The organism is Arthrobacter sp. E1SS-5 (assembly GCF_057073715.1).
The window spans coordinates 4,341,054-4,367,885 of the sequence record NZ_CP172703.1 but is presented as its reverse complement, the minus strand read 5'-3'; the positions used below and the strand labels follow the sequence as shown (position 1 = coordinate 4,367,885).

Annotated in this window: 19 protein-coding genes; 5 read left to right on the top strand and 14 right to left on the bottom strand. The window is 65.5% G+C overall.

Annotated features, from left to right (window positions below; translation table 11 throughout):
• The first annotated feature begins 50 nt into the window (after positions 1 to 50).
• A complete protein-coding gene (locus ACIGJD_RS20335) occupies positions 51 to 1,433 on the top strand; it encodes a hypothetical protein (protein WP_483687712.1) in 1,383 nt (460 codons plus the stop codon).
• Between the two features lie 46 nt (positions 1,434 to 1,479).
• Here the strand turns inward: ACIGJD_RS20335 and ACIGJD_RS20330 are convergent, their stop codons facing one another.
• From ACIGJD_RS20330 to ACIGJD_RS20270, 13 genes are all read right to left on the bottom strand, one after another.
• A complete protein-coding gene (locus tag ACIGJD_RS20330; RefSeq protein ID WP_483687711.1) occupies positions 1,480 to 3,363 on the bottom strand; it encodes a glycosyltransferase in 1,884 nt (627 codons plus the stop codon).
• On the bottom strand, positions 3,360 to 4,502 hold the full coding sequence (locus ACIGJD_RS20325; protein ID WP_483687710.1) for a DUF1972 domain-containing protein: 1,143 nt from the start codon (positions 4,500 to 4,502) through the stop codon (positions 3,360 to 3,362). The genes ACIGJD_RS20330 and ACIGJD_RS20325 overlap by 4 nt, the downstream gene beginning before the upstream one ends.
• Complete coding sequence (locus tag ACIGJD_RS20320) at positions 4,502 to 6,055, bottom strand: tyrosine-protein kinase domain-containing protein (protein ID WP_483687709.1); 1,554 nt, start codon at positions 6,053 to 6,055, stop codon at positions 4,502 to 4,504. Before ACIGJD_RS20320 ends, ACIGJD_RS20325 begins: the two co-directional genes overlap by 1 nt.
• Complete coding sequence (locus tag ACIGJD_RS20315) at positions 6,052 to 7,299, bottom strand: rhamnosyltransferase WsaF family glycosyltransferase (protein WP_483687708.1); 1,248 nt, start codon at positions 7,297 to 7,299, stop codon at positions 6,052 to 6,054. The genes ACIGJD_RS20320 and ACIGJD_RS20315 overlap by 4 nt, the downstream gene beginning before the upstream one ends.
• On the bottom strand, positions 7,296 to 8,429 hold the full coding sequence (locus ACIGJD_RS20310; RefSeq protein WP_483687707.1) for a DegT/DnrJ/EryC1/StrS family aminotransferase: 1,134 nt from the start codon (positions 8,427 to 8,429) through the stop codon (positions 7,296 to 7,298). The genes ACIGJD_RS20315 and ACIGJD_RS20310 overlap by 4 nt, the downstream gene beginning before the upstream one ends.
• A complete protein-coding gene (locus ACIGJD_RS20305; RefSeq protein ID WP_483687706.1) occupies positions 8,426 to 9,970 on the bottom strand; it encodes an oligosaccharide flippase family protein in 1,545 nt (514 codons plus the stop codon). The genes ACIGJD_RS20310 and ACIGJD_RS20305 overlap by 4 nt, the downstream gene beginning before the upstream one ends.
• A complete protein-coding gene (locus tag ACIGJD_RS20300) occupies positions 9,967 to 11,049 on the bottom strand; it encodes a glycosyltransferase family 2 protein (protein ID WP_483687705.1) in 1,083 nt (360 codons plus the stop codon). The genes ACIGJD_RS20305 and ACIGJD_RS20300 overlap by 4 nt, the downstream gene beginning before the upstream one ends.
• A complete protein-coding gene (locus ACIGJD_RS20295; RefSeq protein ID WP_483687704.1) occupies positions 11,046 to 11,705 on the bottom strand; it encodes an acetyltransferase in 660 nt (219 codons plus the stop codon). The genes ACIGJD_RS20300 and ACIGJD_RS20295 overlap by 4 nt, the downstream gene beginning before the upstream one ends.
• The gene (locus tag ACIGJD_RS20290; protein ID WP_483687703.1) at positions 11,702 to 12,868 is read right to left on the bottom strand and encodes a DegT/DnrJ/EryC1/StrS family aminotransferase; all 1,167 of its coding nucleotides are present in this window, start codon (positions 12,866 to 12,868) and stop codon (positions 11,702 to 11,704) included. Before ACIGJD_RS20290 ends, ACIGJD_RS20295 begins: the two co-directional genes overlap by 4 nt.
• Entirely contained in the window at positions 12,865 to 13,860 is a 996-nt protein-coding gene (locus ACIGJD_RS20285) for an NAD-dependent epimerase/dehydratase family protein (protein ID WP_483687702.1), read from the bottom strand. Before ACIGJD_RS20285 ends, ACIGJD_RS20290 begins: the two co-directional genes overlap by 4 nt.
• On the bottom strand, positions 13,857 to 14,981 hold the full coding sequence (locus ACIGJD_RS20280) for a Gfo/Idh/MocA family protein (RefSeq protein WP_483687701.1): 1,125 nt from the start codon (positions 14,979 to 14,981) through the stop codon (positions 13,857 to 13,859). Before ACIGJD_RS20280 ends, ACIGJD_RS20285 begins: the two co-directional genes overlap by 4 nt.
• Before the next feature lie 28 nt (positions 14,982 to 15,009).
• Positions 15,010 to 16,605 carry a sugar transferase gene (locus ACIGJD_RS20275; RefSeq protein WP_483687700.1) on the bottom strand — a complete coding sequence of 532 codons (1,596 nt, stop codon included), beginning with the start codon at positions 16,603 to 16,605 and terminating at the stop codon, positions 15,010 to 15,012.
• A gap of 154 nt (positions 16,606 to 16,759) precedes the next feature.
• The gene (locus tag ACIGJD_RS20270; protein WP_483687699.1) at positions 16,760 to 19,447 is read right to left on the bottom strand and encodes a helix-turn-helix transcriptional regulator; all 2,688 of its coding nucleotides are present in this window, start codon (positions 19,445 to 19,447) and stop codon (positions 16,760 to 16,762) included.
• A gap of 284 nt (positions 19,448 to 19,731) precedes the next feature.
• On the opposite strand from ACIGJD_RS20270, the gene ACIGJD_RS20265 reads away from it, so the two are divergent.
• Complete coding sequence (locus ACIGJD_RS20265; protein WP_483687698.1) at positions 19,732 to 20,742, top strand: metallophosphoesterase family protein; 1,011 nt, start codon at positions 19,732 to 19,734, stop codon at positions 20,740 to 20,742.
• A 135-nt stretch (positions 20,743 to 20,877) separates the two neighbouring features.
• Here ACIGJD_RS20265 and ACIGJD_RS20260 read toward each other — a convergent pair whose 3' ends face one another.
• Positions 20,878 to 23,121 carry a PKD domain-containing protein gene (locus ACIGJD_RS20260; RefSeq protein ID WP_483687697.1) on the bottom strand — a complete coding sequence of 748 codons (2,244 nt, stop codon included), beginning with the start codon at positions 23,119 to 23,121 and terminating at the stop codon, positions 20,878 to 20,880.
• Positions 23,122 to 23,551: 430 nt separating this feature from the next.
• Here ACIGJD_RS20260 and ACIGJD_RS20255 point away from each other — a divergent pair, with 430 nt between their 5' ends.
• From ACIGJD_RS20255 to ACIGJD_RS20245, 3 genes are read left to right on the top strand one after another with little or no spacing between them, the layout of a single operon-like run.
• The gene (locus ACIGJD_RS20255) at positions 23,552 to 24,451 is read left to right on the top strand and encodes a glycosyltransferase family 2 protein (RefSeq protein WP_483687696.1); all 900 of its coding nucleotides are present in this window, start codon (positions 23,552 to 23,554) and stop codon (positions 24,449 to 24,451) included.
• Positions 24,444 to 25,448 (top strand): glycosyltransferase family 2 protein, encoded by a 1,005-nt coding sequence (locus tag ACIGJD_RS20250; protein WP_483687695.1) that lies wholly within the window; start codon positions 24,444 to 24,446, stop codon positions 25,446 to 25,448. Before ACIGJD_RS20255 ends, ACIGJD_RS20250 begins: the two co-directional genes overlap by 8 nt.
• On the top strand, positions 25,445 to 26,743 hold the full coding sequence (locus ACIGJD_RS20245; protein ID WP_483687694.1) for a glycosyltransferase family 2 protein: 1,299 nt from the start codon (positions 25,445 to 25,447) through the stop codon (positions 26,741 to 26,743). The genes ACIGJD_RS20250 and ACIGJD_RS20245 overlap by 4 nt, the downstream gene beginning before the upstream one ends.
• Positions 26,744 to 26,832 lie beyond the last annotated feature (89 nt).

Genomic DNA, 26,832 nt, shown 5'->3' with positions numbered 1-26,832 from the left:
CGCAAAGTCCATCCCTCCAACCGGGTGCACGCAGGCCTAGGGGCGCGGAGGTGGAGATCCTCAGTGCGGGGTTGGTCCTGGCAGCGGCAGTACTTGGCGCGGTGGCCATCCTCACCCACCCTGCCCGAAGAACCATCCTGTCCTTCATCCTCGGAGTCTCCGCTGGATTGGTGGGCGTCCAGATCTTCAGGATCCATGCCTTCACCCTCCTTGCGGCCGTTTGGGTGTGCCTTCCGGAGGGGAGGGCAAACAGAACCTCGGTGAAGCACCTCGCCTTGATGATTTCGTCCGCCCTCCTGCTCGCGTCGACCACGCTCCTGGGCGACCTCGTGAACAGCCCAACCCTCGCCCTGCAGCTGTTGGCGCTGGCCGGATCGGCAGCCATTGTGGCGGCGCGGGCTACGCGGCGTGATGCTGCGGCCATCCTTTGGGGCCTGCTGGCCATATCCACGATTGGCAGCTTGGTTGGCCTCCTGCAGGTATTCAAGGTGATACCCACGGATCTATGGCACCTGGAAATCAGTTCCATTGGCCGGCCGACAGGGATTTATCCTGAGCCTGACTGGCTTGGCATGTTTGCCGGCCTGGGACTGATCCTGAGCTGGCGAATGCCGATGTCCCGGCGGGCCAAAGTCATGTTGTGCCTGATCAACCTGTCCGTCTTCGTGTTGGCCATGGCCAGGGCTGCCTGGGTTGCGTTGGCGGTAAGTTTGGCGGTCCTGGCAGTTTTTGTACTCGTGGACCGGCTTGGGGGAGTGCGGGGGAGAAGCGCACGCGCCGCACGGCGTGGACGGGCTGCCGCAGTAGCGATTGCCGTCCTGGTAGCGGCAGCAGCGCTCTCCACCCTGCCGCAGCTCCAGGAAGACCTGTCCGTGCGTGCCTCGACGATGTTCGGCACCGTCCAAGAGGACGATATTTCCGGCCAGGCGCGCATCCGGCAAAACGACTCCCTTATGACCCTGGCACAATCTGTTCCGGTCTACGGCCACGGGCTGAGCGCGGCCGGCCGGGTCGGCGTCTGGGGCCAGATAGAGACGGCGGCCGAGGCCGGCAACAACGTTGCCAGCAACTGGATAATCGGGATGTGGGTCGATGGCGCGTTCTTCGCCGTCCCGCTCATACTCTTCCTCGCGGGACTCGCTTTCCTGCGCACGCGGACCGTCGCTGGCCAGGGCCTCCTCTTTTGCCTGGCCTGCAGCCTCTTTTCGAACGCCGTGTTTTTCCCCGTCACCTGGCTTCTCGTAGGCCTGGCGATTGTTGCCCTCAGCCGGCCCGGGACCGCTGCTGACTCCTATGAGGGGACCGCCGCCCGCTTTCCCGTCCCCCGGGCCCTGGTGCCGCGGGGGGAAGAGCCTGCCGGAGTTGCCCAGCGCGTGTTGGGAAGCAGGCGTCGGCCAAAGCACCGGTTGGAGGAGCCCGTAAGGGGCGGATAGCAGCCGGCGGAATCAACCCCGCCCGGCGTCATCGTCGACTCCCCAGCTACCGTGAAGTGTTGGACGCGAACTCCGCCCACTCACGCGATGCGCGCTCCCGGAATGACGCAGCGGCCCGTGCAGCCTCGGTACGTCCCTCCCGCAGGGCAAAGCCGATTGCTCCCAGCCAGGCATCTACGTCCTCCGGTCCGGGGCCGCCGTCGGACACCAACAATGGTGACCCCGCCCCGTAAAGGTCCCCAAGGCTGGTCCCCGCACGCCCGACGACGGGTACTCCCTTTTCCAGGGCCCTCACCGCTATGCCGCTTTGGAAAAAGCGCGTATACGGGATGACCAGCGCAGAAGCCGTGGCAACGAGCTGATCGAGTTCCGGTTCGGAAACGAACCGTGGGTCCACGTGCCAGCCTTCGACGTCCGGCCACCCCCGGCCAACTATTTCCAGCCGGCATGATCCGGCCAGCCTTTGGGCGAGAAACTCCAGCAGCTGCAGGTCCCGGTCCGGCTTGTACTGGCCCAGCACCCGGATGGTGGGCTGCGCGCGTGGGGGCTCCTGGCCCGGGGATACGGCTGCTTCATGGACGGCGGCCGGATGCGCCACGACGCGGAGACTGCCGCCCAGTCCCAGGCTCCGCATCGCCAGTGCGGCCTGCTCGCTGTGCACCAGTGTTGGCACACTGCCTGCCAGCCGTTGCGCCACGGCAGCGGAGCGGGCACCCGATCCCACGGACCGGACCAGCGGCTGGGGGTCGTGGTAGATGACGGTGGCCGGCCCGCAAAGGAGTTTCACCAGGATGAGATCCAGGAATCCGAGCACCGGCCAGGTAACCAGCACGTGCGTCCGTCCTTGGCTTCGCACCCCTGCCCGGGCCAGCAGGGCAGCATACGAGCCCACCCAGTGGAGCCGGCCCTTCCCGGAGATGGATGGTTCCAACAGGGACCGCATCTCGACGTCGAAGCCTGCGTCAAGAAGGTGCCGGCGCAGGGCTTCAGTGTAATGGGCCAGTGCGGCGCCCAGCGGATTCACCACCGTGATGTGGGGTGCGGGGGGTGTGGCCGCCAACGGTGTGGCTGCGAGGGCCCTCCCGTCCCGCAACCCAGCGAGCATGGGGCGCAGGGCGGCAGGACGATTGTGCCGTACAGCGTCACGCGCCACTGCACGGAGAATCAGGTACGGCGCTGCCACCCTGCGCTGAAGCCCCGTTCCGTTCTTCGCCAGGAACAGCTGGACATTCCGGGTTAAGTAGTAGGGCGGGATGCCCGCAGACTCCTGCCATACCCTTGCCTCAGGACAGATCTTGACCTTCCAGCCCCGTTTCCCGAGGGCGAGGTGATGGTCCGTTTCCTCCATGTACAGGAAGAAGCGCTCGTCGATGGGACAACCCGTGATGATGCCCCGCCGGGTCATCAGGAAGGCGCCGTCGAGCCAGGTGACCTCCCGGGGAGGCCCGCCCGCACTCCCGGAACTGGGGCGCCGGTGATTACGGTGACGGGGAAGCCTGAGCGCCCGGGTGAGGTAGCCGCCGTCGGACCATAGCGTTTCCCCCTCCGGGCCGGTGACCAGGACCGGGCCGGCCACAGCCGTGCACGCGTCGGCGGCGAGGGCCGCACGGAGCACACCCACGGCTCCGGCCTGCGGACGTGTCTCATGCGTCGAGATCAGCAGGTACTGCCAGCCGGGCGTATTTGCCTCGTGCCATGCCGCCCCGAGATTCACCGCGGCGCCGTAGCCGGCGTTGGGGCAGAGGATGAGGCTTGCGCCGGCGGGCAGGCGGGCCTTAAGTTCCTCCTGTTTCCCGGGTTCCTCGCTGTTGTCCACCACCAGCAGCTTTTCGGGCTGTACTCCGTCCGCCAGGAGGAGGGCCAGGGTTCCGGCCAAGGTGTCCAGGCTTCGGTGGTGGACAACGACGGCGGCAACGTCCCGGGTGGTCATGCCGCCGGTCGTTTCAGCAGCACGGGTGCGGCTTCCTGCGGTGATGTGTGGACGGCCTGCAGCAACACTTTTGCGTAGCTGGCGCATACGTCCGGCCAGTTGTAGTGCCGTGCTGCCCGTTCCTTGTTGCGGGCACCCTCCCGCTCGCGCAGGTCTTGGTCAGTCAACATGCGCCGGATGGCTTTTTCGATCAGCAAAGGCTCCGGCGGGACCAGGTGCTCCGAATCGGGCAATACTTCTGCGTTGTAGGGCGTCTGCCTGGCAACCACCGGGGCGCCGCATGCCATGGCCTGTACCAGGGCAGGGTTTGTCCCGCCAACGCTGTGGCCGTGGAAGTACGCACCCGCGTGCTGCCAAAGCGACCACAGCTTCCGGTCGTCGCTGACATGGCCCAGCCAGCTGACGTTGGGGTGGCGCTCCGCAAGCGACGACGCCGCGCCGTCCAATGCGCCGCCATATCCGCACGACCCGACGATCACCACCGGGTAGTCCTCAGCGAGGGACTCGACGGCCTCGAAAAACTCGGCCACGGTGTTTTCGGGAACGAACCGGGCCACCATCAGGACGTAGCCGCCGTGCGGGAGGCCGGGCAGGACGTCCAGTTCCTCCGGCTGGTCCCCGCCGTAGGGGATGAAAGTGCTTTCCCTGCCGAATTCACCCTGCCAGCGGCGCTGGATTTCCAGGGAATCGCAGATGAGCCTATCGGCGTAACGGGCGGTAAAGCGCGCGCCCAGTTTGAACACCGTCTTGGCCAGCCGGCCCCATTTGGCGCGTTCCCATTCCATGCCGTCGACGTTCACCACCGTGGGAATTCCCCTCAGCCTGAGCAGCGGCAACCAAAAGCCATTGGCCACGTTCATGACCAGGGCAACGTCCGGCTTCTGCCAGCAGGCGTGAAGTGCGGCTGTGAGCCCATAGGACAGGGTGCTCAGGGATTTCTTCTCCAGTCCCAGGGTTGTGGTTGTCCTGACACGGGCGTCGCGGTCATTGTCGTCCCTGGTGGCGCCGGGGCGGCAGTAGACATTCACATCCCACCCTTCGTCGGCAAGGAACGGGGCGAGCCGTCGGACCGCTGTCTCAAAACCGCCGTAGTAACTGGGGTAGCCACGGGTTCCGATGATGGCAACAGAACGTTTCATCAGGATCTCCTCGCATGGCTTTCCGTTGCGGCGTCTTTCGGTGGCGCTGTCGCGTCCACGGCTTCTGCAGGTTCCAACCCATCAACCGGCTCCGGGGCGGAGTCCCTGAAGAAGTGGCCATAGGCCCGGTACCGGGCATACCCGTCCGCACCTGTTGTCGGTACACAGTTGAGGACTGTTCCCAAAACGGTCCCGTGGACTTTCCTGATGTTCCCGAGGGACCTGGCGAGGTTGTCCCTGGTGGTTTTGCCGGCCCTGACCACCAGGACTGCCCCGTCGGCCAGCTTGGACAGGACCGCTGCGTCAGTCACGGGAAGGAGCGGTGGCGCGTCGATCAGCACAATGGCGCGGTCCGACAAAGTCTTCAGGAGTTGAGCCATCGCGTTGGACGCCAGCAGCTCACTGGGGTTTGGCGGTGTGCGCCCGGCGCCCAGGATCAACAGTTTCTGGAAATCTCCGCGGATCTGGAGGGCATCAGCCACTCTTGCATGTCCGCTCAGGACATCCGTGACCCCCAGTCCAGGGACCAGGCCGAAGATGTTCGTAATGCTGGGCCGGCGCAGGTCTCCATCCACTACCACCACGCTTTCACCGCCAGCGGCCAGCACAGCAGCCAGGTTGGCGGCGACGGTGGACTTTCCCTCGGCAGGAATAGAGCTGGTTATCAGGATGACCCGGGGCGGATTGTCCACATCTACGAAGCCGAGGTTGGTGCGGAGTTCACGGAGGGCTTCCGTGTAGGCAAAACTTCCAATGCTGGACCGGGGCGTGGGGCCCGGCCTGGGCTGGACCACGGAGCTCTTCTCCCGCAATTGGCTTGTTACAGGGAGGGTTCCGATGACAGGCACTCCGAATTGCTGCTCGATCTGTTCGGCCTTGCGGATCCGCCGGTCGAGGTGGTGGCGCAGGAGGGCGGAAGCGTATCCGAGGAACAGCCCGGCTGCGAGGCCGAAGAGGGCGGCGAGTTTTACGTTGGGGGAAACCGGCGTTGTGGGCACAGGCGCGGTGTCCAGGGGGGTGAGGCCGACGGCAGGGGTGGCCACAGGGGAAGATCCTGCCAATGCTGCCGACTTTTCGAGGTCCTGCACCTGGTTGGCAAGCTCCGAAATCCAGGTGTTTGCGACCCTCTGCGCCGTCGCAGGGTCCGGTGACTTGGCCGTCACGCGGATTTCTGCCGTTTCCAGCGGGACGCTGATGGTGACAGTACTCATCAGGGCGTCCGCATCCATCTTCAGATTGGCGGCTTTGATGACGCGGTCGGCCAGAAGCCGGGATTCGGCGATGGATTTGTAGTTCTTGATTTTGGACTTGGCCAGGGCGTCGCCGGTCAGCAGGGTTTCGAGGTTCTCCGATCCCACCGTCAGGACCAGGGCGCTCGATTCTGCCGCATAGACGCGGGGCTGAAGCGCCCCCCATACCGTGGCCAGCAGCGCCAGGCCCACGGTCAGCGCGCAAATGGAGCGCCAATAAGCCCGTGCCACCCGGACGTAGCCGGTCAGGCCCAGCCCCGTTGCGGCCTTACTGTCTTCCGATACATCCACACTGGTGCTCATAGGGCCACCTGCCTCTCTTGTTGGCTTTGGGCGTCGGAGGTTGGGTCCTGGCCGGTTACTGCGGCAGCAAAGACGGCCTGCGTTTCCGCCCAGGTGTGCTCGCGGTGGGCGGCCGCCCTCCGGGAACGTTCGGCTGCACCAGCGGCGGTGACAGCCTGGCTAAGAGCTTTGGCGAGAGCCGCAGGACTGGGTGCAGCCCACAAGGCTTCCGGATTGGTCAGGACAGACCGGGAGAACGGATGGTCATTAAGGACCGGGATGTTGCCAGCCGCGAGCATCTCGGCCGCCACAAGTGTGATGTTCGTGAAAGAGAGGGCCAGCCCGGCGATGGTGCGGTTGTACAGTTCGTTGAGCTGCCGGGGAGAAAGGGTTCCGTGCTGCGTGATAGGAATGCCCCAGCCCGACACCCGCGATCCGTAGATGTGGATTTCCTGTTCCGGATGCATCCGGTGGAACTCTTGGAGTGCCAAGCGTCCCATGTCGTAGCCTCTGCGTTCCGCCCCGGGCTTGGCGAAGAACACCACTCCCGAACGGGCGCCCGTGTTGGTCAGCCGGTAGGTGCCCGTGTCACTGCCGTAGGGCAGGACGCGCGCCTTGACGCCAGCTTCGCCTTCCAGGACTTCAGCCACCATGGGGCCCAGGGCCAGCATGGTGAACCCAAAACGGTAACTGTCCTCCGCAAGGGCATAGAGCGAACCGCGGGGATGGAAGAACGGTTCGTAGTCCTGGATGAAGTAGAAGGGGCTGGGGCCCCCGTGGCGCGGCAGGCGGGTGGCCAGCACATGGGCGGTTTCCCAGGAACTGGCCACGCAGGCATCGAAACTGTCCAAGGTTGCCGGCACCGCTTCGATGCCGGCAGCGACGTCGGGCCAGCATTTCCTGATGACGGCCCGGTGCCGGGCCAAAGCCTCGCCGTTCCGGCTGTACACCAGGACGGTACAGCGGTGTCCGCGCTGTTCCATTCCGCGCACCATGCGGAAGAGGGTGGTGTGCCCTCCGGCACCGGGAGCGGGTGGAGTGATCAGCCACGCAATGTCCATTGCGCCCTCGAAGGTCCTTCGGGAGGCCACGCCGGCATCGACGGAGCTGAACACGTCGGCGGAGTTCAAGGGAAAGTCCAGTGCTTGTATGCCCATCAGTGCATCCAGTTCCCGGTAAAGGCGCCGCACCACGCGGCATGAGGTATCCGCAATGCCCCTGGCTTTGGTTCCGGCGATCACTTCACCGATCTTGATCCCTGTCACTTTGACCTCCCGGCCAGTGCATCGGTTAAGGCGTCCGCGACCTGCTGCTGCTGCGCCCTGCTGATGTGGGGATAGATGGGAATCGACAGGATTTCCTTGGCAGCCGACTCCGCCACGGGGCAGTGCGCTGGGGGCAGCCCCAATCGGTGCCATGCGGCCGTGTGGTGGACAGGAACCGGGTAGTGCACCCCCGTGGAAACGCCGGCCCGGTTCATGTGGTCGGCGACTGCGTCCCGGTTGGCCAGGCGGACAACGAAGAGGTGCCAGACGTCGGCGTTTCCCGGAGCGGAGCGTGGCAGCTTAAGCGTCCGGGCATCGGCCAAGAGCTCCTGGTAGTGGTGTGCAGCTTCGCGCCGCAGGTCATTCCAGGCGCCGAGGCGCCGTAATTTGCAGGAAAGCACCGCCGCCTGAAGGGTGTCCAGGCGGGAGTTGCGGCCCATGATTTCGTGCTGGTACTTGTGCTCGCTTCCGTGTGCACCGAGCAGCCTGATGTAGCGGGCTGCTTCCTCATCATTCGTGGTAATTGCGCCGGCGTCGCCGGCTGCCCCCAGGTTTTTTCCGGGGTAGAAGCTGGTAGCAGCCAAGCTGCCGAGCGTCCCCGCAGCCTTGCTGAATCTGGTGGCACCCTGTGCTTGAGCGGCATCCTCGATGATGACAGCGCCGCATTCGCGGGCTATCGGCTCCAGCCGCTCGACTGGGGCCACCTGCCCAAAGAGGTGTACCGGGATGATGGCGGCGGTTCTGCTGGTCACCGACTTTCGCACCGAGTCCGGATCCAGCAGGAGGTGCTCCTCGTCAACGTCCGCAAGAACCGGCTTGGCGCCGGTCCGAAGGACGGCCTCTACGGTAGCGATGAAAGTATTTGCCGGCACAATCACCTCCTGCTGCGGCCCGACCCCGGCCGCGGATAGCGCCATCTCCAGGGCATCCGTCCCGTTGCCGGTGCCAACGCAGTACCGTGATCCGATGAATTCGGCGTACTGCTGCTCGAAAAGTTCCACCTCCTTGCCGCCGACGAAAGCTCCCCGCTTCAGGATGTCCATGAGGGCGGGCTCGAGGTCTTCCTGGATTTCCTCCTGCTGGGCGGCAATGTCGACCAGGGGGACCCGGATTTGCTGGAGAGTTTTCAATGGGAGCTCCTTTGCGGTGGTGTAGGGCTGGTCGCGGCAGGGGTTTGCTGGGGGGATGGAGCGTTTGCTTCATTGCCTGGAGTTGCATCGGTCAGGGACGCCAGCCGGGCCATCGCCCTTTTGGCTGTTCTGACGGTCAAGGCCAGATACAGAGCTGCCCCGGCAAGACCGCCACCTGCAAGTGCAGCCAAAGGCTGGGCGATGCCGTTCGCGACCAGCCAGCTGAGAACGCCGGCTCCGGCCGCAGCGCCAACTGGCGCAATGAGGGGAGCCACCAGGCGTTTGGCTGGGGTGCCGAGAACCCGCCCAGCCAGGATGAAGTACACGGGCAGGACCGCCAGGCAGATAACCGCCGCATGTGCGCTGCCGGCACCGGTGACACCCCAGAAGGAAACGCCTGCCAGGAGGGCAGGGAAAAGGCACGCCAGCCACAGCGTCTGCACCCAAAACAGGCCGCCGGTCCGGCCGCCGCCGACGCATAGATCCGCCAGAATGTCGGAGGTGATCCTGCCCGCTCCGAAAATACCCAGGCCAATCATCGCCCCTGCGGCACCCGCCCACGCGATGCCATAGAGTACCTGCACCAGGGGAGCCGCCAAGGCCACCAGCAGCGCGGAAACCGGCATGGCCAGGAAAGCAGCGAGTCCCAACACGTCCGGTGCCGCGCGGTCCAGCAGCCCTGCCTTGTGCAGCCTGCCGAAAGTTGGAAGGGCAACAGTTCGGATCATCGCGGTGAGCAGGCTGCTCGGAAGGTTGGCAAGGCTGAACGCCAGGAGGTAGACACCCAGCTGGGCGGGCCCAAGCTGCCTGCCCACGATGGCGTAATCCAGGTTCAGGGTGGCGAAGACCACGAGGTTTGCCAGCGCCAGCGGCATCCCCAGCCGCAGGACATAGGCCGCCGCGGCGCGGTCAAAGCCCGGACGAAACCGTGTCGGGGTGATAACCCAGTACCCACCGGTAGTCAGCACCTGACCGGCGACCCGCGACCATACCAGGGCGTAGGCTCCCCAGCCGTCCTGCGCCATGGGAACCGCGACCACAAGAGTCAGGGCAGCCCCTGCGACTTCAATGAAGGCCCGCGGCCGTTGGAGGTAGTTCCGCCATACCAGTGCGGCCGGAACGCCTGAACACCCGGACAGGAGAATGGTGATGGAGAGGATTTGGATGACGCCCGAAGCACCGGGATCACCAAGGACTGCCGCCAAGGTTGGCGCAAAGAGAATCACGGCTCCCGTGATCACCGCACTCGTTGCCACTCCCAACGTGAGGATTGTGGGTGCGATTTCACGAGGATCACGGTCTGCGCGTGCCAGCGCTGCGGTGGCACCCAGTTCCGTCACGTTGACTGCAATGGTCTGGATGACCTGGGCGACAGCCAGGGCGCCAAAGTGCTCGGGGGCCAATATCCTGGCCAGGATAAGCATCGTGAGGAACTGCAGTGCCCTGCCGGCCACTACCCCGGCGGCGCCCCAGGCAAGCCCTCCCTTGAATCCTGCCTTGATCGTTTGGACCGGACCCGCTTTCAGCTGCTCCGCGCTCATGAGATGCCAACTTTGCGCCACGCAACCCAACGTGCGCGGTTCAGTTGGTGCCGGTAGTTTTCAGTGAAGTTCTGGAAGCCTGTGGGCGCTGCTCCGGCCAAGGCCCGCCGAAGCCGGTGACTGAGGGTGCGGCCGCGTACAGTCTCGGCTGCGGCAGGATAGGCGGCAATAGCTACGTCAAGGAACTCGAGGGAAGCGCCGGTTGGTCCCCCGCTGTCCAGGTTCCGCTCAGCCAGCAGGAGGGCTTCCCGGCAGATTCCCCGTTTGGCGAGCTCAAGGAGGTGGCCTCCATTGGGCAGTTGATGGGTTACCTCCGCCGTGGCCAGCACCCGGAAGGCAGCAAGCCTGTGCTCCAAGTCGATCTGAAGGGTGCTGTAGGTTGTGAGATGCATGTTCTTCCCATGGACCCGGTAGTACGCCTGGGATGGGCCGTTTATTCTGCCGATGTCCCAACCGGCTGCAGTCCGCAGCCAATACTCGAAATCCGCTGAGTGCGGAAGATCCTTGTTGTAGGGGCCTACTTGCCGCATAGCGGAGGTACGCATCACCACTTCCGGGGAAAAGATGAAATTCCGTCCCCGCAGGCAGGACCATAGGAGCCATTCTTTGCCTGGCCAGATGGTCCAACTGCTGCGCCGCGCGCCATCTTCTTCCCAGGCAGGCTCGGGGTCGCCGCGGAATTCAGTCGGCAGACCATAAACCATGCCTACGCGGGGATATGCCCTCATCAGGTCTGTAGCCCTGGACAGGGCTCCAGGAGCGACGATGTCGTCTGCTGACACGAGCGTTACGAACTCGGTTTCAACCCTCGAGAGACCATCGTTGTAGGTGGCGATATGGCCCATATTTTTCCCGTGCGCCACCACAGTGATCCTGGAGTCGCCGTCGGCGAGGGCATTTGCCACCTCCACGGACCCATCCGGTGAGGCATCGTCGACAATGATGATCCTTGGCGCAACGCGCTTTTGGGCCAGTACGCTCTGCACTACCTGCGGGAGATAGTGTCCGTAGTTGTAGCAGGGAATGACAACGGTGACAGTTGCAGGTAATTCAGCTTCCCGGGGCCATGTAACCCTCATGACATCCCCCCGATCCGGAATCCGTCCCCGTCGATCTCGTGCGCGGGCACGCCAACCCAGGTCTCGCCGTCGGGGACGTTGCTTAGGACCGCCGCCCCCATCCCCACCGTGGCGTAGGCGCCCACTGACGTCCGTTCGCGGACGCTGGCGTTCATGCCCAGGTAGGCTGCCCGGCCAATCCGGACTCCGCCGCCCAGTGACACTCCCGCAGCGAACGTCGCGAAGTCCGCCACGTCGTCGTCGTGCGTGAACGTCACGGAAGGCATGGCAACCACATGCGAGCCCAACGTGACGGACGCCGTGAGCGTGACATTGCGGAGCAGGATGCTGCCCCGGCCCACCCGGCACCCTTCCGGATACTGGACCGAAGGGTCGATCGCGGTGGCGTAGCGGGCCTCGGTGAGGCCCAGCGCCGTGAGGCGCTCCACCACGGATTCCCGCGCCCGGCCCGAGCCGATGCACACCAGCACGAACGCGTTCGTGTACCTGGCAGCGTCGTCAATGGTCCCCAATACGGGGGCGCCGTCCACGCTGACCCCCGCCATCTCCTTGTCGTCATCAAGCAAACCCACGACGTCGTACTGCCCGCTGCTGCGCACCATCGCCAGGACCTCGCGGGCCAGGCCGCTGGCCGCTATGAGGATCAGCTCACTCATGTGCGCGTCCCTGCTGCCGCTGCCCGGATGGTGCTGATGATCCTGCCCAGCCCGTCGTCGTCCAGTTCGTGGTACACCGGCAGGATCAACGTCCGGTCATTGAGCCGCTCCGTGTGCTGCAGCAGGGATCCGCCCGAGTCGCGCCACCGGTAGGCGGGCTGGCGGTGTGCCGCCATGATGCCCCGGCGGGCGGAAATCCCCGCTTCGGCCAGCTTCTCCATCAGCCCGTCCCGCGTTGTGCCAAAGCTGGGCAGCACCTCCACCCAGAACGACTGGAAGTTGGTGGTGCCGTAGGGCGGGTCCGATACCAGCCGCAGGCCCGGTACCCGGGCCAGTCCGGCCACGTACCGTGCCGCAATCTCCCGGCGCCGAGCCAGGACCTCGGGCAGCCGGCCAAGCTGGACGATTCCGACGGCGGCCTGCAGGTCCGTCATCCGGTAGTTGAAACCCACCTCCAGGTAGGCCTCCGGCGGGGCCAGCAGCGCGCCATGCCGGTCCGCAGCGGACACGCTCATGGAATGCTCCCGCAGCGTCCTGGCCCTCGCAGCCCAGTCAGCCCGGTTGGTGGTGAGCATGCCGCCCTCGCCGGTGGTGAGGATCTTGCGCGGATGGAACGACCACACCGCAACGTCCGCGGCCGCCCCCACCGGCCGGCCCTTGTACGTGGAGCCCACGGCGCACGCCGCATCCTCGATGACGGTGATTTCGTGGCGGTCGCACAGCTCACGGATGGGGTCCATGTCCAGCGGCACCCCGCCCTGGTCCACCACGATCACCGCCCGGGTGTCCAAGGTGAGTGCGGCGTGGATGGTTTCCGCGGTCACGTTCCCGGTTGCCGGGTCCACATCGCAGAACACCGGCCGGGCGCCTACGTACGTGACGGCGTTGGCGGTGGCGATGAAGGACAGGGAAGGCACGACGACGTCGTCCCCCGGCCCGATTCCGGCCACCACCAGCGCCAGGTGCAGGGCGGTGGTGCAGCTGGAGGTCGCCACACCGTGGCGGGCGTCCTGGGCTTCGGCAAAGCGCGCCTCAAACTCCTTCACCTTGGGCCCCTGCGCCACCCATCCGGAGGCCACCACTTCGGCCAGGGCCCGGGCTTCCTCTTCCCCAAGCCAGGGCTTCATGACGTTGATCCGGGTCAGGAATGTTTCCGCAGTCATGGCGCACCAACCTTCCGTGCAGCGGCAATCTCGTCGCGCAGCGGCATCCACCAGCCGACCAGTTGCCTGAGTCCTTCTTCGAGTTCCACCTCGGCCTTGAAGCCGAGATCGCGGGCGGCGGCAGACGTATCGGCAAGCCGCCGCACCACGCCGTTCACCTGGCGTGCGGGCCCGTGTTCCACTTGAAGCCCTGACCCCATGACCCGCAGCAGCGCCCGGGCCATCTCCAGCAGGCTGGTTTCCGTACCGCTGGCCACGTTGTAGACGCCCTCGGTGATGCTGCTTGCCGCCGCCAACACGTTGGCGCGGGCAACGTCCGCGGTATGCACAAAGTCCATGGTCTGCAGGCCGTCGCCGAAGATCAGGGGCGGCTGCCCGTCCATGATCCGCTCCATCCACCGCACCAGGACCTCGGTGTACAGGCCGTGGACGTCCATCCGGGGCCCGTAGACGTTGAAGTAGCGCAGCATCACGTAGTCCAGCCCGCTCATGGCGCGGAAGCTGCGGGCCATGCCCTCGTTGAAGGACTTGGCGGCGCCGTAAAAGGTGTCGTTGTTGGCGTGGTGATGCCGTTCGGGGGTGGGGAACTCCTCGGCCATCCCGTACACGGAGGCACTGGAGGCTGCCACCAGCTTGTCCACTTTGTGCTCCGCTGCTGCCTCCAGAACGTTGAAGGTTCCGTCCACCAGCACCTCAAGGGCCAGCCGTGGTTCCTCGGCGCACTGGGTGATGCGGATGGCCGCCTGGTGGAACACCACGTCTTTCCCTTTGGTGAGGTCATGCACCAGGTCCCGGTCCTGGATGCTGCCCCGCACCAGTTCCACCTGTCCGGTTGCCAGGGCACCGGAAAGGTTGCCGAGCCGGCCGCGGACCAGGTTGTCCAGGACGTCGATCCGCGCCACTCCGGCATCGAGCAGGGCGTCCACGAGGGTGGATCCGATGGTGCCCGCCCCGCCGGTGACCAGGACGTGGGCCCCCTCCAGCGCGCTCACAGCGCCCCCTCCAGGTCTGGTCCGGCACTGGCCAGCTCGGCTCCGGCCACCGGAGCCGGCTGCCCGTCCATACCCAGGCTGCGGGTAACTGCCTCCAGGACAGACAGCACCCGGAGCCCGGAGGCGCCACCGGTGCGGGCTTCCTGGCCGTTGCGGATGCACGAGGCCAGTTCCTGCACTACCTGGCTGAGGGCCTCCCGCTCCGGCAATGCAGGGGACCACGTGTCGCCCAGGCGGTATGAGACGGCAGTGGAGGCCTTCTCGCCGGCAGATTTGGGTTGCCGGTCCAGGCTGACTCCCCGGTCGTAGACGCTGAGGCGCTGCTGGGGGTTCAGGTCGTCCCAGACCAGTGTCCGCAGGGACCCGCCAATCACCATCTGCCGGATCTTGGTGGGGCTCAGCCAGTTCACGTGGACGTGGGCGGTGGCGTCGTTGGGGAGCCGGAAGTTCAGGTGTCCCACGCAGTCCCGCCCGGTTCCCAGCGGATCGGCGCCGAACGCTGACACCTCGGCCGGATTCAGGCCGCCCGGCAGGACGAAATCCAGGATGGCGAGGTCATGCGGCGCCAGGTCCCAGAACACATCAACGTCAGGCTGGACGAGGCCCAAATTGATCCGCGTGGAATCCACGAACAGGATTTCACCTAGGGATCCCGACTGCACCAGCTCCTGCATCTTCAGGACAGCGGGGGTGTAACAGTAGGTGTGGTCCGCCATCAGCACCAGCCCGTTCGCCTGCGCCTCGGCCACCATCTCCAGCCCGTGCTCCCGGCTGTCAGCGAGCGGCTTTTCCACCAGGACGTGCTTTCCGGCGCGCAGCGCCGTCATAACCGTTCCATGGTGGGTGCGGGCCGGCGTCGCAATGGCAACGGCGTCCACCTCGCAAAAGTCCAGCAACTCATCCAGGGACTCCACGCAGGGGATCTCGCCGAGCGTCGCCGCAAGCTTCCGCGCCCGCTCAAGGTCCAGGTCGCAGATGGCCACCAGGTCCCAGTCCGGGCTTGCCTGGAGGTTGCGCGCCAGGTTGGGTCCCCAGTAGCCGGCACCAACGACGGCGATGCGGAGTTTGCGCGCAGGCTGCGGATGCCTGGGGGCCTGGTTTTGATGGGTGAATGCCCTCATGTTTTTTCTTCCCATTTTCGTGAATTTGCTAGTAGGCGCCCGACGGCCGGACCACGGCCCGGAACGTGCGCCAGAGAATCAGGAGGTCCCCGGCAAGGGACCAGTTTTCGACGTAGTAGAGGTCAAGACGGACTGCTTCCTCCCAGGGAAGGTCGGAGCGTCCGTTGATCTGCCAGAGGCCTGTGATGCCCGGCTTGATCAGGAGCCTCCGGCGGGTATGGCGCTCATAGCCGCTGACCTCCCGGTCCAGCGGCGGCCGCGGCCCCACCATGCTCATATCGCCCAGCACCACGTTCCAGAGCTGGGGAAATTCGTCCAGGGAGTATCTGCGCATCCATCGTCCGCAGCGTGTCACCCGTGGGTCGTCCTTCATCTTGAAGAGCACCCCGGCTCCCTGGTTCTGCTGGTTCAGGACGGCCAGCCGCTCTTCGGCGTCGACCACCATGGACCGGAACTTGAACATCCCGAACACCTGGCCGTCCTTGCCGATCCGGTCCTGCCGGAAAAAGACCGGCCCAGGGCTGTCCAGCCGGACGATCAAGGCGAGCACCAGGAGCACTGGAGAGAGCACCAGGAGCGCTGCCAGCGCAGCAGTGACATCCATGACCCGCTTCAAGGCGTGCTTTGCGCCCCCGTACTGCGGGATGTCCACATGCATCAGCGGCAGGCCCTCCACGGGGCGCCAGTGGATCCGCGGGCCGGCCACGTTGGTCAGGGTTGCCGCCAGGATCAGCTCGGTGGAGGACTCCTCAAGTTTCCACCCCAGCTCCCGGATGAACTTGTTTCCGCCCGGAAGGGGCCCTGCCACGATGACGGAATCGGCATCGACCAGCCGGACGGTCCGGGCGATGGCGTCCGTGGACGAAAGCACCGGCACGGTGCGCCCATCCACCCGAAGGCCCGCTCCGCGCCGTGCCCCGGGGAGGCAGGCACCGAGGATTTCGTAGACCGCTCCGGACTTCCGGCCCACCTGCTGCACCACATAGCGGACGTCCTCCGGCTCGCCCACCACCACAGCCCGCGAAAGGTGCCGGCCCTTGATCTTCTCGGCAGCGAGCCGGCGGCGGAACGCCCAGCGGTTTCCGGTCAGGGCCACCAGGCCCAGCGGCAGGGAAACGGTGACGAAGGCGGTGGCACCGTGGATGGAGAACACCACCGCGGCCAGGGCCATCAGGCCGAAGATCCGCAGGGTGGCCGAGGCTACCCGCTTGTATTCGTCGGCGCCGATGCCCAGCACCTTGAGGTCCCTGGTGCGGTAGGCCTCCAGAGCCGCCAGCCAGCAGACAGCCAGGGCGGTGGAGGCGACTGCCGCTCCGCCGTCCCTGGGGCCAACCGGGGAGAATCCGTCTTCGGAGAGAAGGAAGCCGGCGTACACGGCGGCCGCGACCACTCCGGCGTCCGCGCCCCTCAAGAGATTCACATGCCGGGAGATCCAGGCTGCCGATGCCTTTCGGTTCCGGGCTTTTGGTGCCGTGGCGGGCCGGGCAGCCGGCAACAGCGGGAACCCGGTTCCTGCAGCCTCCGCCGCCACCGTCCGGGTTGCCTGTTTCCGCTGTGCGGCAACGGGTGCAACAGTCCAGTCGAATGCGGCGGGCCGTGCTTTAGCGAGTGGTATTTCAGCCATGGTGCCCCTTTCCGGCATAGCCGTCTGTCCTTGGCCGTGAAGTAAAACTAGCCTCGGAATGACGGGTATGGCGGGGAGGGGGAAGGTCCTTTGTGGGTACCGCGAAGGAAGGATGTGGATCCTGCGGGTACCTGCAAATTGCAGGACTTTTGGCCTATAGGACGGGCAGGACGTACGGCTCGGCAGCCGTGGCGCCCTTGCCTGTTGCGAGGGCGGTCAGCTGCGCACGGGACTCGACACCGAGCTTGCGGTAGATGGCGGTGAGGCGTACTTCGACCGTCCGTACAGAGACATACAGAGTGGCCGCAATTTCCTTGTTCCGCATGCCGCGGGCCACCATCTTGGCCAGAGCGCGTTCGTGGTCGGCGAGCAAAAGCATGGCCGGGTTGCCCTGCGGGCGCACAGGCTCCATCCGTTCGTCCAGGAGGAGGGCGTCCACGTGCTGCGTCCAGGCATCCGCCCCGGCCTCGTCAAACATGACCTTGGCCCGGAGCAGCGCATCCCGCGCGTCGCGCAGCCGGCCAAAAGCATGCAACCGCTCCGCGTAGCACATCAGGGTCCGTGCCCGTTCCAGGGTGTGCCCGTTCCTGCCTTCGAGGGCCTGGTTGAAAAGCTGAAGCGATTGCTCACCGTCGGCAAGCATGGCGCGGCTGCGGGCCACAGCCATCATCAGCCACGGCGACCGCAGCCCCACGGAACGGCTTTCGAGGCGCAGGAGCGCCTGCGTGGCCTCGTGGTGCCGGCCCAGGCGGATGAGTACCTCCACCAGGTCCGCCTCACAGCGCAGGAGGGTGGGGTTGCCAAAGCGCATACCGATCTCCGCGGCCCGGGACAACTGGGCCACCGACTCCGCCAGGTCACCGCGCAGCAGCGCAAAATGTCCCTGGCAGGCGGCAAGTTGTGCGGTGATGGCAGGATGGCTGTCCGCGCCCGCGTACCGGAGGGCCTCGGCTGCAAAGGAACGGGCCTGGGCGTCGTCACCAAGTGAGTGTGCCCGCCATACCCGGAAGAGGAGCCGCATTCCGCGGTGGTACTTGAGCTCAGGATCGGAAAGCTCGAGTTCGTCGATCAGCCGGACTGCCGAACGTACGTTGCCCGCCCGGATTTCGTTGTCCACTGCCATGAAGGCCGCGGTCTCCTGCCAGTTGACGTGGCCCGCTTCGGCTGAACTTTGAAGCAGCGCAAAAGCTTCGTGGGCGTTCTCGTAGTGCTCGGCGTAGGTGAGGGCGCGGCCGTGCATCAGGAGGCCGGCAATCCTGGCGGTACCGGCTCCTTCGTACTTTCGTCCGAGGTTGGCCGTGTTGCCGCTGATGGATTCGATTAACAGCTTGGCGCGCTCGGCAATGCCAAGGCATTGGGCGGAGGCCGACCCGCGGAACGCAGCGCCCTGGCGCAGGAGGTCCGAGGCTTCCTGCAGTTCCCACCGTTCGGCGTAGTACAGGGCGCCGATGGCCAGCAGGCTGGCGGAATACGCGGGATCGTGCTGGCCGAACTCCTTGACCAGCCGCAGCACCATGCTCGAACGCACGGCGGCCCCCTGGGCGAACTGGATTTCGAACGACAGCCCGGTCAGCCGCAGGATCAGTGCGGGGTTCCGGGTTACCCGCTGTGCCCATTCGAGGTAGCGGCGCGCGTACACGAACTCGCCCCGGTTGAAGAGCAGTTCCGCCACGCTGGTCAGGCGCGCCGCCGTTTCCGCTTCCCACGGGTTGATGGTGAGTGCGCGTTCGATGTACTCCACCGCGAAGGCCACTTCGCCGCCCCGGATCAGGTCCACGGCGTGCCGGAGCAGCTGGAAGGGGGTTTGCCGCTCCAGGGCGGTGAAGCTTAGGTGCCACCTGCGGGCATAGGGATCCGTGTCCGTCGCTGCTTCCGCGAGGGCACGGTGGTTGGCGGTGCGCACCGCAGGCGTCATGGCAGTGAACACATATCCCCGGAGCAGCTGGTCGCCGATCCCCAAGTGCGGACCGGAACGTTTTACCAGGCCCGCAGCAAGCAGCTCATCCACGCTGGTCCAGACGTCGCGGTCGATATTCTCGATCGTGGAAATGTCGCTGCGGTAGGAAAGCGCCAACAGGTCCAGGACGCTGCGGGCGCCGGGAGTCAGTGCGCCAACCGCGGATGCGTACTCTGCGTCAAAGCTGCCCTTGGAGGGCAGCGGGACGGGCAGCGCGTACTTGCCCTCGGCGTGCCGCTCCAGGAGTCGTTCGTAAAGGTCGACGGCGGCGAGCGGGTTGCCGCCTGTCGCTGCGGCAACCGCGTGGGCGGCCGCCGTCGTGGTCCTTTTGGCGGGGATGCTCTCCAGCATCCGCACCGTGTTGCTGTAGCTGAGCGGGCCCAGCCTTAGGGCTGACAGGCCGCTGAAGGGGCTTTCCGGGAAGTCTTCCCGCACCCCGACAATCAGGACAATGTCCGTTCCTGTCAATCGCCTGGCCATGAAGCCGATTACTGCCTGGCTGCCGGCATCCATGTGGTCGGCGTCGTCAATCACGATGACGGTGCGCGATGACGAGCGCTGGTGCAGCCCGTTCAGCAGCATGCTGGAAACAGCCGGCACGCCCATTGCCCCGGCCGTGTCCCGCAGCACCTCATCGGCGATCCCGTTCAGGACCGGATCGTCCATATCGTTAAGGAGCGCGGTGAGTCCGGACAGCGGCCATTCCGACTCGGCGGCAGTGGCGCCCATGAAAACCGTCCGGTAATCGGAGAGCGTGGGAATCTCCGACAAAAGTGCCGATTTACCAGTGCCCCTGTGGCCAATCACCGCCAGTGCGGCGTCTTTGGGACCGCGGATGACAGACAGTATGCGGTCCAGTTCTTTGTTTCGGCCGATGAGTGGCATCGCGTCCCCAATTCGTCGAAGAAGGAGACCGCTTCCTGCACAACCGATTTCATGCCTCAGCATCCGCTCCCCAGTGCGGATCCTGCCGGTACATGCGAATATAGCCCCGCAACCAGCAGCCACACCACATGGTTACCGCTGGATTTCATCAAGATTGACGCCTGCGCTTGCTCAAGGCCGGGGGTTTTGTGGCAGGGGCGGGAACCCCCTCGTCATCCGGGCTCCCCGCCCGTTATGCTCTAGAACACCCGGGCCGGGGCATGGTTCGACCGACGGAATGGGTCATGAATACTGGTCGCTGGCGCTTCCGCACCGCAGGCCTTCTGGCAGCAGCTTGCCTTGGCCTTTCCGGCTGCCAGGAGCAGCCGGTCCCGAATTCCGGGAGCGTGCGCTTCACGGCGTCCGGTGACCTGGGGATGGGGCCGGGGGCGCGGCAGGTGCTGGACGTGGTGGCCCGCCTCAAACCGGACTTCAACGTGGCCTTGGGTGACTTCTCCTACAAGGCAGGCGCTGAGCAGGACTTTTGCCGCATGGTGGCCAGGAAGCTCGGCCCGGATTTTCCCTTTCAACTGATCACGGGGAACCACGAAAGTGACGGCCACGACGGCCTGATCGCCAACTTTGCCCGGTGCCTGCCCAACAGGCTGTCCGGCCTCCAGGGCGAGTATGGCGTCCAGTGGTACGTGGACGTGCCGCAGGAGCGCCCGCTGGCCCGGATCATCCTGATTTCGCCCGGTTTGGAGTTCCAGGACGGCAGGGAACTGGACTATTCCGGTGGGAGCGATCGCTGGAAATGGACTGAGCACGCCATCGACGGTGCCCGTGCCGCCGGCATCCGCTGGACCGTGGTGGCCATGCATGCACCCTGCTTCAGCCTGGGCAAATATGGCTGCGTCGCGGGGCAGGAGATCACCAACCTCCTGGTCAGCAAGAACGTTGACCTTGTGCTGACGGCGCACGAGCACGTGTACCAGCGCAGCCACCAGCTGGCGGTGGGCGGCGAGTGCGCCTGGATTACTCCCGGCCGGACCGAGGAGTCCTGCATTTCCGACGCCGAGGGCCCGGTGACGCAGGGAAAGGGCACGGTCTTTGCGGGCGTCGGCACCGGCGGGCTGGGAGGGCACAAGGTCCAGGCGGATGATCCTGAGGCAGGCTATTTTGCTGCGTGGTCCGGGGTAAACAAGGATCCTGCGCTGGGGACGCTGGAGGTGTCGATTACCGAGGCCCGGCTGGATGCCCGCTTTGTCCCCGCGGCCGGCTACACATTCACGGATCAGTTTTCCATTGTTCGTTGAGTGGCCCGGTTGGTTGAGCCAGCCTCTGCGCGCGCCCTGCACAATAGGAGCGGCTCCGGTCCGCCGTAGTGGCGGGCCGGAGCCGCTCCTGTATTCAGTTATCTATTCAGTTGTCTATTCAGTTATGCGCTTCCACTAGGCCGCAGGCTTAAGGGCTGCCCGCCAGGCGGCAACGGCCCTGGCGGCACTCAAGGTCCAGGTGGCTGTTCCGCTGGCGCCCGCCGTCGGCTGCGGCTTGTCCGCCTGCTCGGCGATTTGGCCGGCCGCAGCCTCCCAGCGTTCGGTCCAGCCCGACGGGGGTGTGACTACAGGGGAGCTGCAGTCGCATGCCACGCCGCCAATCAACATCGCGCCGTTGGTGGCAGTGGTGATGCTGCCCACCGTGATGCTGGTGGCTGAGTAGCTGGTGTCAGCGGCAGTGACCACGGAGCTGTCCAGCGGCGTGGTGTTGTTGACGCCGCGGTAGGCGGTGATTCCCCCGCCCCACTTGGCAGCGGTGCTGAGGATCCAGTTGTACGTTCCCGGATCCCCGGCACCCACCACCTTGTAGTAGGCGAACGCCCGTGCCCCGGAGGTTGACGTGCTGTTGATGGACTTCGCATTCACCATGGTTGTCCAGCCTGCCGGTGCCGTCAGGTTGGGGTTGAGGTCCGTGGTGATGGAGGCCACCAGGACATCACCGGCTGCGGTGCCCGAGGGTACCGCCAGCGACGCCGTGGTCACAGCGGTCCCGGAGTTTGCGGTGCTGGAATTCACCACCGTGATGCCGCCGGTTGCGGGCGGCGGTGCCGTGCCCACAGTGATGGTGGTGCTGGCGGAGGAGGACCCGCTGCTGTTGGTCGCCGTCAGCTTGGCCGTGTACGTCCCTGCCGCCGTGTATGAGTGGGTGGGGTTCTGCGCGGTGGACGTTCCGCCGTCACCGAAGTTCCACGCCCAGGACGTAGGCGTGTTGGTGGACGTATCGGTGAACGTGACGTTCAGCGGCGCAGCGCCGGACGTCGGGTTGGCGGTGAACGAGGCTACCGGCGCCTGGCCCGTTGGCGGCGGCGTGCTGCCCAGGGCACGGTCCGAGAACCAGTAGCGCTTGGCCACGTTGTCGCTGGCCATGACCACCAGCCCGGTGGAGTTGTTCACGCTCTGCTTGCTGGTGGTCACGTCGTTGATGTTCGACGACGACGCCGCCTGCATGATGGGCGTCCCGCGGCCGGAGCCGAAAACAGGATTGTCCATGGACGCGGTCTTCTCATAGATGCTGCCCGCGACGCCGGAGTAGGCACAGCCTGAGACCGAGGTTGGTGGGGCAGTGTGGAACGCCCGCACCAGGTTGTTCTGGGTATCCAGGATGATCTGCGGGCGGGATACGCAGTCGCCGGTCTTGGCGATGGTGGACTGCGTGAAAGCTCCCGTGCCCGGCTTGAAGACCAGGAGGATCTCCTGGGGCAGGGTCTTGTCGCTTGAGATGTCGTTCAGGCTTGTCTTGACCGCCGCGAAGACCCGGCCGGTGGTATCGGCCTGCAGGGTCTTGAGGTTCAGATGGTCATCGGACTGGCCGTTGCCACGCAGTGCGGGCTGCAGCTTCCAGGACGCATTGGCAGCATCTGAGTCCTTATGGGTGGCCCACCAGACGGTGTTTGCCTTGTGGTCGCTCCACATCACCCCGATTTGTCCGTTGCCGAAGGCGACCACTGCTGAGATGTCGTCCGGGGCAGGGTTCGGGTTGCTGACGGGAAGGACGAAGGGCGTCCCCCAGGAGGCACCGCTGTTGGTGGCGGCATTCATGTACACCGTGTTGGTGTACCCCGACGTTGAATTCCCGCCCACCTGCGTCCAGGTCGCCCAGACCCGGCCGGTGGTGTCCTTGTCGATCGTCATGGATTCACTGGAATTATTGGTGATGGTGGTGGGGAAGCCGCTGTCCAGCGTGTACTTGCCGCCGGCGTAGCTGTACCGGTAGAGCTTGGCCGGCGAGTTTGAAAGTGAGGGCTTTGGGGTGCCATCGCCAGTGATGGTCACTACGTGGGAAGCGATGTAGAGATGGGATCCGTCCCACATCGTGTCCGCCAGCGTGCTGGCCCTGGTGTCGTTGACCACCCCGGTGTCCACCCAGGTCTTGGAAGTCCGGTCCAGCCGGTAAATGCTCCACCCCGTTCCGGACTTCCACATGTCGGCCCACCAGGACCCGTCATTCCACCACAGCTTGCTTTGCGGCTTGTCCGACGTTGGCGGGTTGGAAACCCCCGAGTAGGCCATGCCTTGGGTACCGTACACGGTGTCGGCCACGGCCGGCCCGGGCAGGCCGAGGATGGAGGCTGCAAGAACCAGTGCGACGGTGAGGGCCTGGCCCGTCCGGCTAAAGAAATGTCTGCGTCTGAGCTTCATAAGGGAACTCCTGGGGCTTGGGAATCAATCGGGGAACGTCTGCCCGTTGGCCCAGTCACAATGAGCTCTCCGCCCCCAAGTACCGAGAAGCGTATGCCCGCACTCCTACGGGGGCAATGCCGTTGCCATACCTAAAAAGGGGTTTTTCCCTATCCCCTACCTAACGCTTTTTGCGCCTTCGCGATCCCCTATACCTAATGAATTCCGCCGCAAGCTACCCCTTTACTTGCCTAACAGGGGGTAAACCCCAGGTGAAAAGCGAGTACCTACTACTCGTGATACCCGGATTAGGTAGGGGATAGTCTTCCGGAACGGCCAGAGGATTGGCGATGGGTTGCTGGGGGACAGCGACCAGACCATGACCGGATTAAGCGTTGGTGCCGCCGCCACAACGGCCGGCGGCATTGTCAAGAATCCGAACTGTCATGAAGTGGTGAGGCAATTGTCGATTTCGCCCCAACTTCCAGCTCTGTTTTCCGAGCCGGGACTCTTATCTGCACAGGCCTCGATCAGCGTGGTCATTCCCACGCTGAATGAGGAAAAAAACCTCCCCTGGGTTCTCCGCCGGATGCCCGCCTATGTGGATGAGGTGATCATTGTGGACGGCCGCTCGCAGGACAACACTGTTGAAGTGGCCAAGGCGCTGCGCCCTGACGTGGTGGTGGTTAACGAAACCCGCAAAGGGAAAGGTGTGGCTCTCCGTGCCGGCTTCGCGGCGGCGACGGGGGACATCATCGTGATGCTGGACGCTGACGGGAGCATGGACCCCCAGGAGATCGGGTGGTTCGTCGCACCGCTCCAGCATGATTTCGATTTCGTGAAGGGCTCACGGCACGTCACCGGCGGCGGGTCGGAAGACCTGACCCGGCTCCGGAAGGCCGGCAACCGGGCGTTGACCGGACTTGCGAACGCTGTGCTGCACAGCAATTACTCGGACCTCTGCTACGGGTACATCGCCTTCCGGCGGGAGTGCCTGGAGGTGCTGGAGCTGCAGTCCGACGGCTTCGAAATCGAAACCGAACTCATTGTCCGGGCGGCCAGGGGAGGCCTGCGGATCGCCGAGGTCCCCAGCCTGGAGCTGGACCGGATTTCGGGGGCGTCCAACCTCCAGACATTCCGCGACGGCTGGCGCGTCCTGCACACGCTGGCCCGGGAATGCACCCTTTGGGAGGCACCCACGGCAGGAGCCCGCCCGGAAGCACTCCGCCGCGTGAAGTACACCTACTCCAATGTCCGCTTCCCCAGGCTCCCCGTGGACCCGCACAGCGTCCTCGCCCCGGCCGTGAAGCAGGAAGCCCTTGTTGCAGCGGCGGTGGGCCAGCATGCTTGACCGTGCCAAACCCCTGTCCGTGTCAGTGGTGATCTGCGCCTACACCTCGGAGCGGTGGGGCATGCTGCTGGACGTCATCGAATCAGTCCGCAACCAGACCCTCGCCCCGGACCAGATCCTGGTGGTCATCGACCACAACGAGGACCTCTACGAGCGGCTCATCGAGATCGTCGACGACGTCACGGTAGTTGAGAGCACAGGCCTGCCGGGGTTGTCCGGGGCCCGCAATACGGGCGTTGGGCTCGCCGAGTCGGACATCGTCGCCTTCCTTGACGACGACGCCGAGGCGGCGCCGGATTGGCTTGAGCGACTCGTTGCGCTGTACGACGATCCGGACGTGCTGGGGGTGGGCGGAAAGGTGGTCCCGCTGTGGGAGTCCGGCCGCCCCGGGTACTTCGCTGAGGAGCTGGACTGGATCGTCGGGTGCAGCCACCGCGGGCTGCCCCGGGTGGCGTCGGAAGTCCGCAACGTCATTGGTGCCAACATGTCCTTCCGGCTGGAGGTGCTGCGGCAGGTGGGCGGCTTCAACCAGTCACTGGGCCGCAGGGGCACCATGCCGCTGGGCTGCGAGGAGACCGAGATCTGCATCCGCTCACGGATGGGCTCACCGGGCTCGCGCATTGTCTACGAACCCGCGGCCCTGGTGCGCCATCACGTTCCCGCATCCCGCGGAACCTGGCGCTACATGATGTCCAGGTCCTGGTCCGAGGGATTGTCCAAAGCGCAGGTCAGCCAGCTGGTGGGCCACAAACGCGCACTCGGCCCGGAACGCCGTTATGTCCGCAGCGTGCTCCCGCGGGCGGTGTTCACCGGCCTCACATCGTGGGGACGGGACGGCAGCCCCGACGGGCTGGGCCGTGCCGGTGCCGTCATCGCCGTCCTGGCCTGCACCGCTGCCGGGTACTTCCGCGGGCGCCGGCTCCAGCACTGGACCGGGCCGGAAGAAGAGGACCAGGTCCTGGTTGTAACCGGCGGGCAGTGGAGGGAAGTGCAATGAGCGAGGGCGCGAGCCAAGTGCTTGAGGAGCTCCGGGGCGAGGCACTGATCCTGGTGCCCGCCATGGAGTCCCCGTTGCCGCCGGCCTGGCCGGGGGCGAGGTGGATCGGGTCCGTGGATCTGGAAGACCTCGCGGACTGTTCGCGCTTTGAACTGGAGAACCATGCTGGATACGAACGGGCACGGCTGCTGGTGCGCGCGTCGGGGGCTGTGCGGGGATTTGTCGATGTGCCGTCGCCGGCGGGAATCGTGGATCGGGCTGTCTTCGAGGAAGCCCTGGCGGCCCTGCCGCCGGTCCCATCATTCCCGCCGGCTGTGACCGTCCCGCACATCACCGTGGTGGTGTGCACCAGGGACCGTACCCAGCAGCTGCGCGGGGCCTTGATGACAATCCTGGCCCTGGACTACCCGCGGTTCGACGTGGTGGTGGTGGACAACGCACCGGCAACTCGGGCCACGGAGGAACTGGTGCGCCAGGAGTTCCGGGACCAGCGGATACGGCTGGTAACGGAACCTGTTCCAGGCCTCTCCCACGCCAGGAATACCGGCCTTCGCCATGCCACGGGCGACCTCGTGGCTTTTACCGATGACGACGTTGTGGTGGACAGGTCCTGGCTGCGGGAAATCGCCGCGGCCTTTGAAGCGGTGCCCGGAGCGGCCTGCGTGACGGGCCTGGTCCCGGCCGGAGAGCTCCGCACTCCGGCCCAGGGCTACTTCGACTCGAAGGTCAGCTGGTCACGGAGCCTGGTCCCGCAGGTCTACTCACTGGCAAACCCGCCCGCTGCACTGGCCAAGTTCCCCTTCAGCCCGGGAGCATTCGGGACGGGTGCCAACTTCGCACTGAGGCGCCAGGCCGCCCTGCGCCTCGGCGGTTTTGATCCCGCCCTGGGTGTAGGCACTCCCACGGGCGGCGGCGAGGACATCGACATGTTCACCCGGGTCATCCTCGAGGGGCACGCGCTGGTGGTCCAGCCGGCCGCCATCGTGTGGCACCGCCACCGTGACGGGCTGGAAGACCTGCGCGTTCAGGCCCGGGGCTACGGCAATGGCCTCGGGGCGTGGATGACCAAGGTGATGATGGACCCCCGTACTGCACGGCTGGCACTTGCCAGGAGCTGGGGGGTTGGGCTCGAGTTCCTGAACCGCCGCCCACAGCCCACCCAGCCCGCCCTCCAGGGACCCCCGGTGCACAGCTCCCTCGAGGCCCAGGTCTCCAGGCTCGTCTGGCTGCAGCTGTTGGCTGTGGCCTTCGGACCCTACAAATATCTGCAGTCGCGCAGGGCTGCAGGCAGCTAGGGCAAGCAGCTAAGACAACAGTCCACAGGTGCTGATCGCGGAGGCCCGCTCCGCCGGCGGCAAAAGCAACATCCAGGAGTTGAAACAGT

What these genes read in the sequence shown, in the direction of transcription:
- ACIGJD_RS20265 (WP_483687698.1), top strand. Translation starts at nt 19,732, where the DNA reads ATGAATACTGGTCGCTGGCGCTTCCGCACCGCAGGCCTTCTGGCAGCA.
- ACIGJD_RS20280 (WP_483687701.1), bottom strand. Translation starts at nt 14,981, where the DNA reads ATGAGGGCATTCACCCATCAAAACCAGGCCCCCAGGCATCCGCAGCCT.
- ACIGJD_RS20270 (WP_483687699.1), bottom strand. Translation starts at nt 19,447, where the DNA reads ATGCCACTCATCGGCCGAAACAAAGAACTGGACCGCATACTGTCTGTC.
- ACIGJD_RS20295 (WP_483687704.1), bottom strand. Translation starts at nt 11,705, where the DNA reads ATGAGTGAGCTGATCCTCATAGCGGCCAGCGGCCTGGCCCGCGAGGTC.
- ACIGJD_RS20250 (WP_483687695.1), top strand. Translation starts at nt 24,444, where the DNA reads ATGCTTGACCGTGCCAAACCCCTGTCCGTGTCAGTGGTGATCTGCGCC.
- ACIGJD_RS20325 (WP_483687710.1), bottom strand. Translation starts at nt 4,502, where the DNA reads ATGAAACGTTCTGTTGCCATCATCGGAACCCGTGGCTACCCCAGTTAC.
- ACIGJD_RS20330 (WP_483687711.1), bottom strand. Translation starts at nt 3,363, where the DNA reads ATGACCACCCGGGACGTTGCCGCCGTCGTTGTCCACCACCGAAGCCTG.
- ACIGJD_RS20320 (WP_483687709.1), bottom strand. Translation starts at nt 6,055, where the DNA reads ATGAGCACCAGTGTGGATGTATCGGAAGACAGTAAGGCCGCAACGGGG.
- ACIGJD_RS20245 (WP_483687694.1), top strand. Translation starts at nt 25,445, where the DNA reads ATGAGCGAGGGCGCGAGCCAAGTGCTTGAGGAGCTCCGGGGCGAGGCA.
- ACIGJD_RS20305 (WP_483687706.1), bottom strand. Translation starts at nt 9,970, where the DNA reads ATGAGCGCGGAGCAGCTGAAAGCGGGTCCGGTCCAAACGATCAAGGCA.
- ACIGJD_RS20290 (WP_483687703.1), bottom strand. Translation starts at nt 12,868, where the DNA reads ATGACTGCGGAAACATTCCTGACCCGGATCAACGTCATGAAGCCCTGG.
- ACIGJD_RS20275 (WP_483687700.1), bottom strand. Translation starts at nt 16,605, where the DNA reads ATGGCTGAAATACCACTCGCTAAAGCACGGCCCGCCGCATTCGACTGG.
- ACIGJD_RS20260 (WP_483687697.1), bottom strand. Translation starts at nt 23,121, where the DNA reads ATGAAGCTCAGACGCAGACATTTCTTTAGCCGGACGGGCCAGGCCCTC.
- ACIGJD_RS20300 (WP_483687705.1), bottom strand. Translation starts at nt 11,049, where the DNA reads ATGAGGGTTACATGGCCCCGGGAAGCTGAATTACCTGCAACTGTCACC.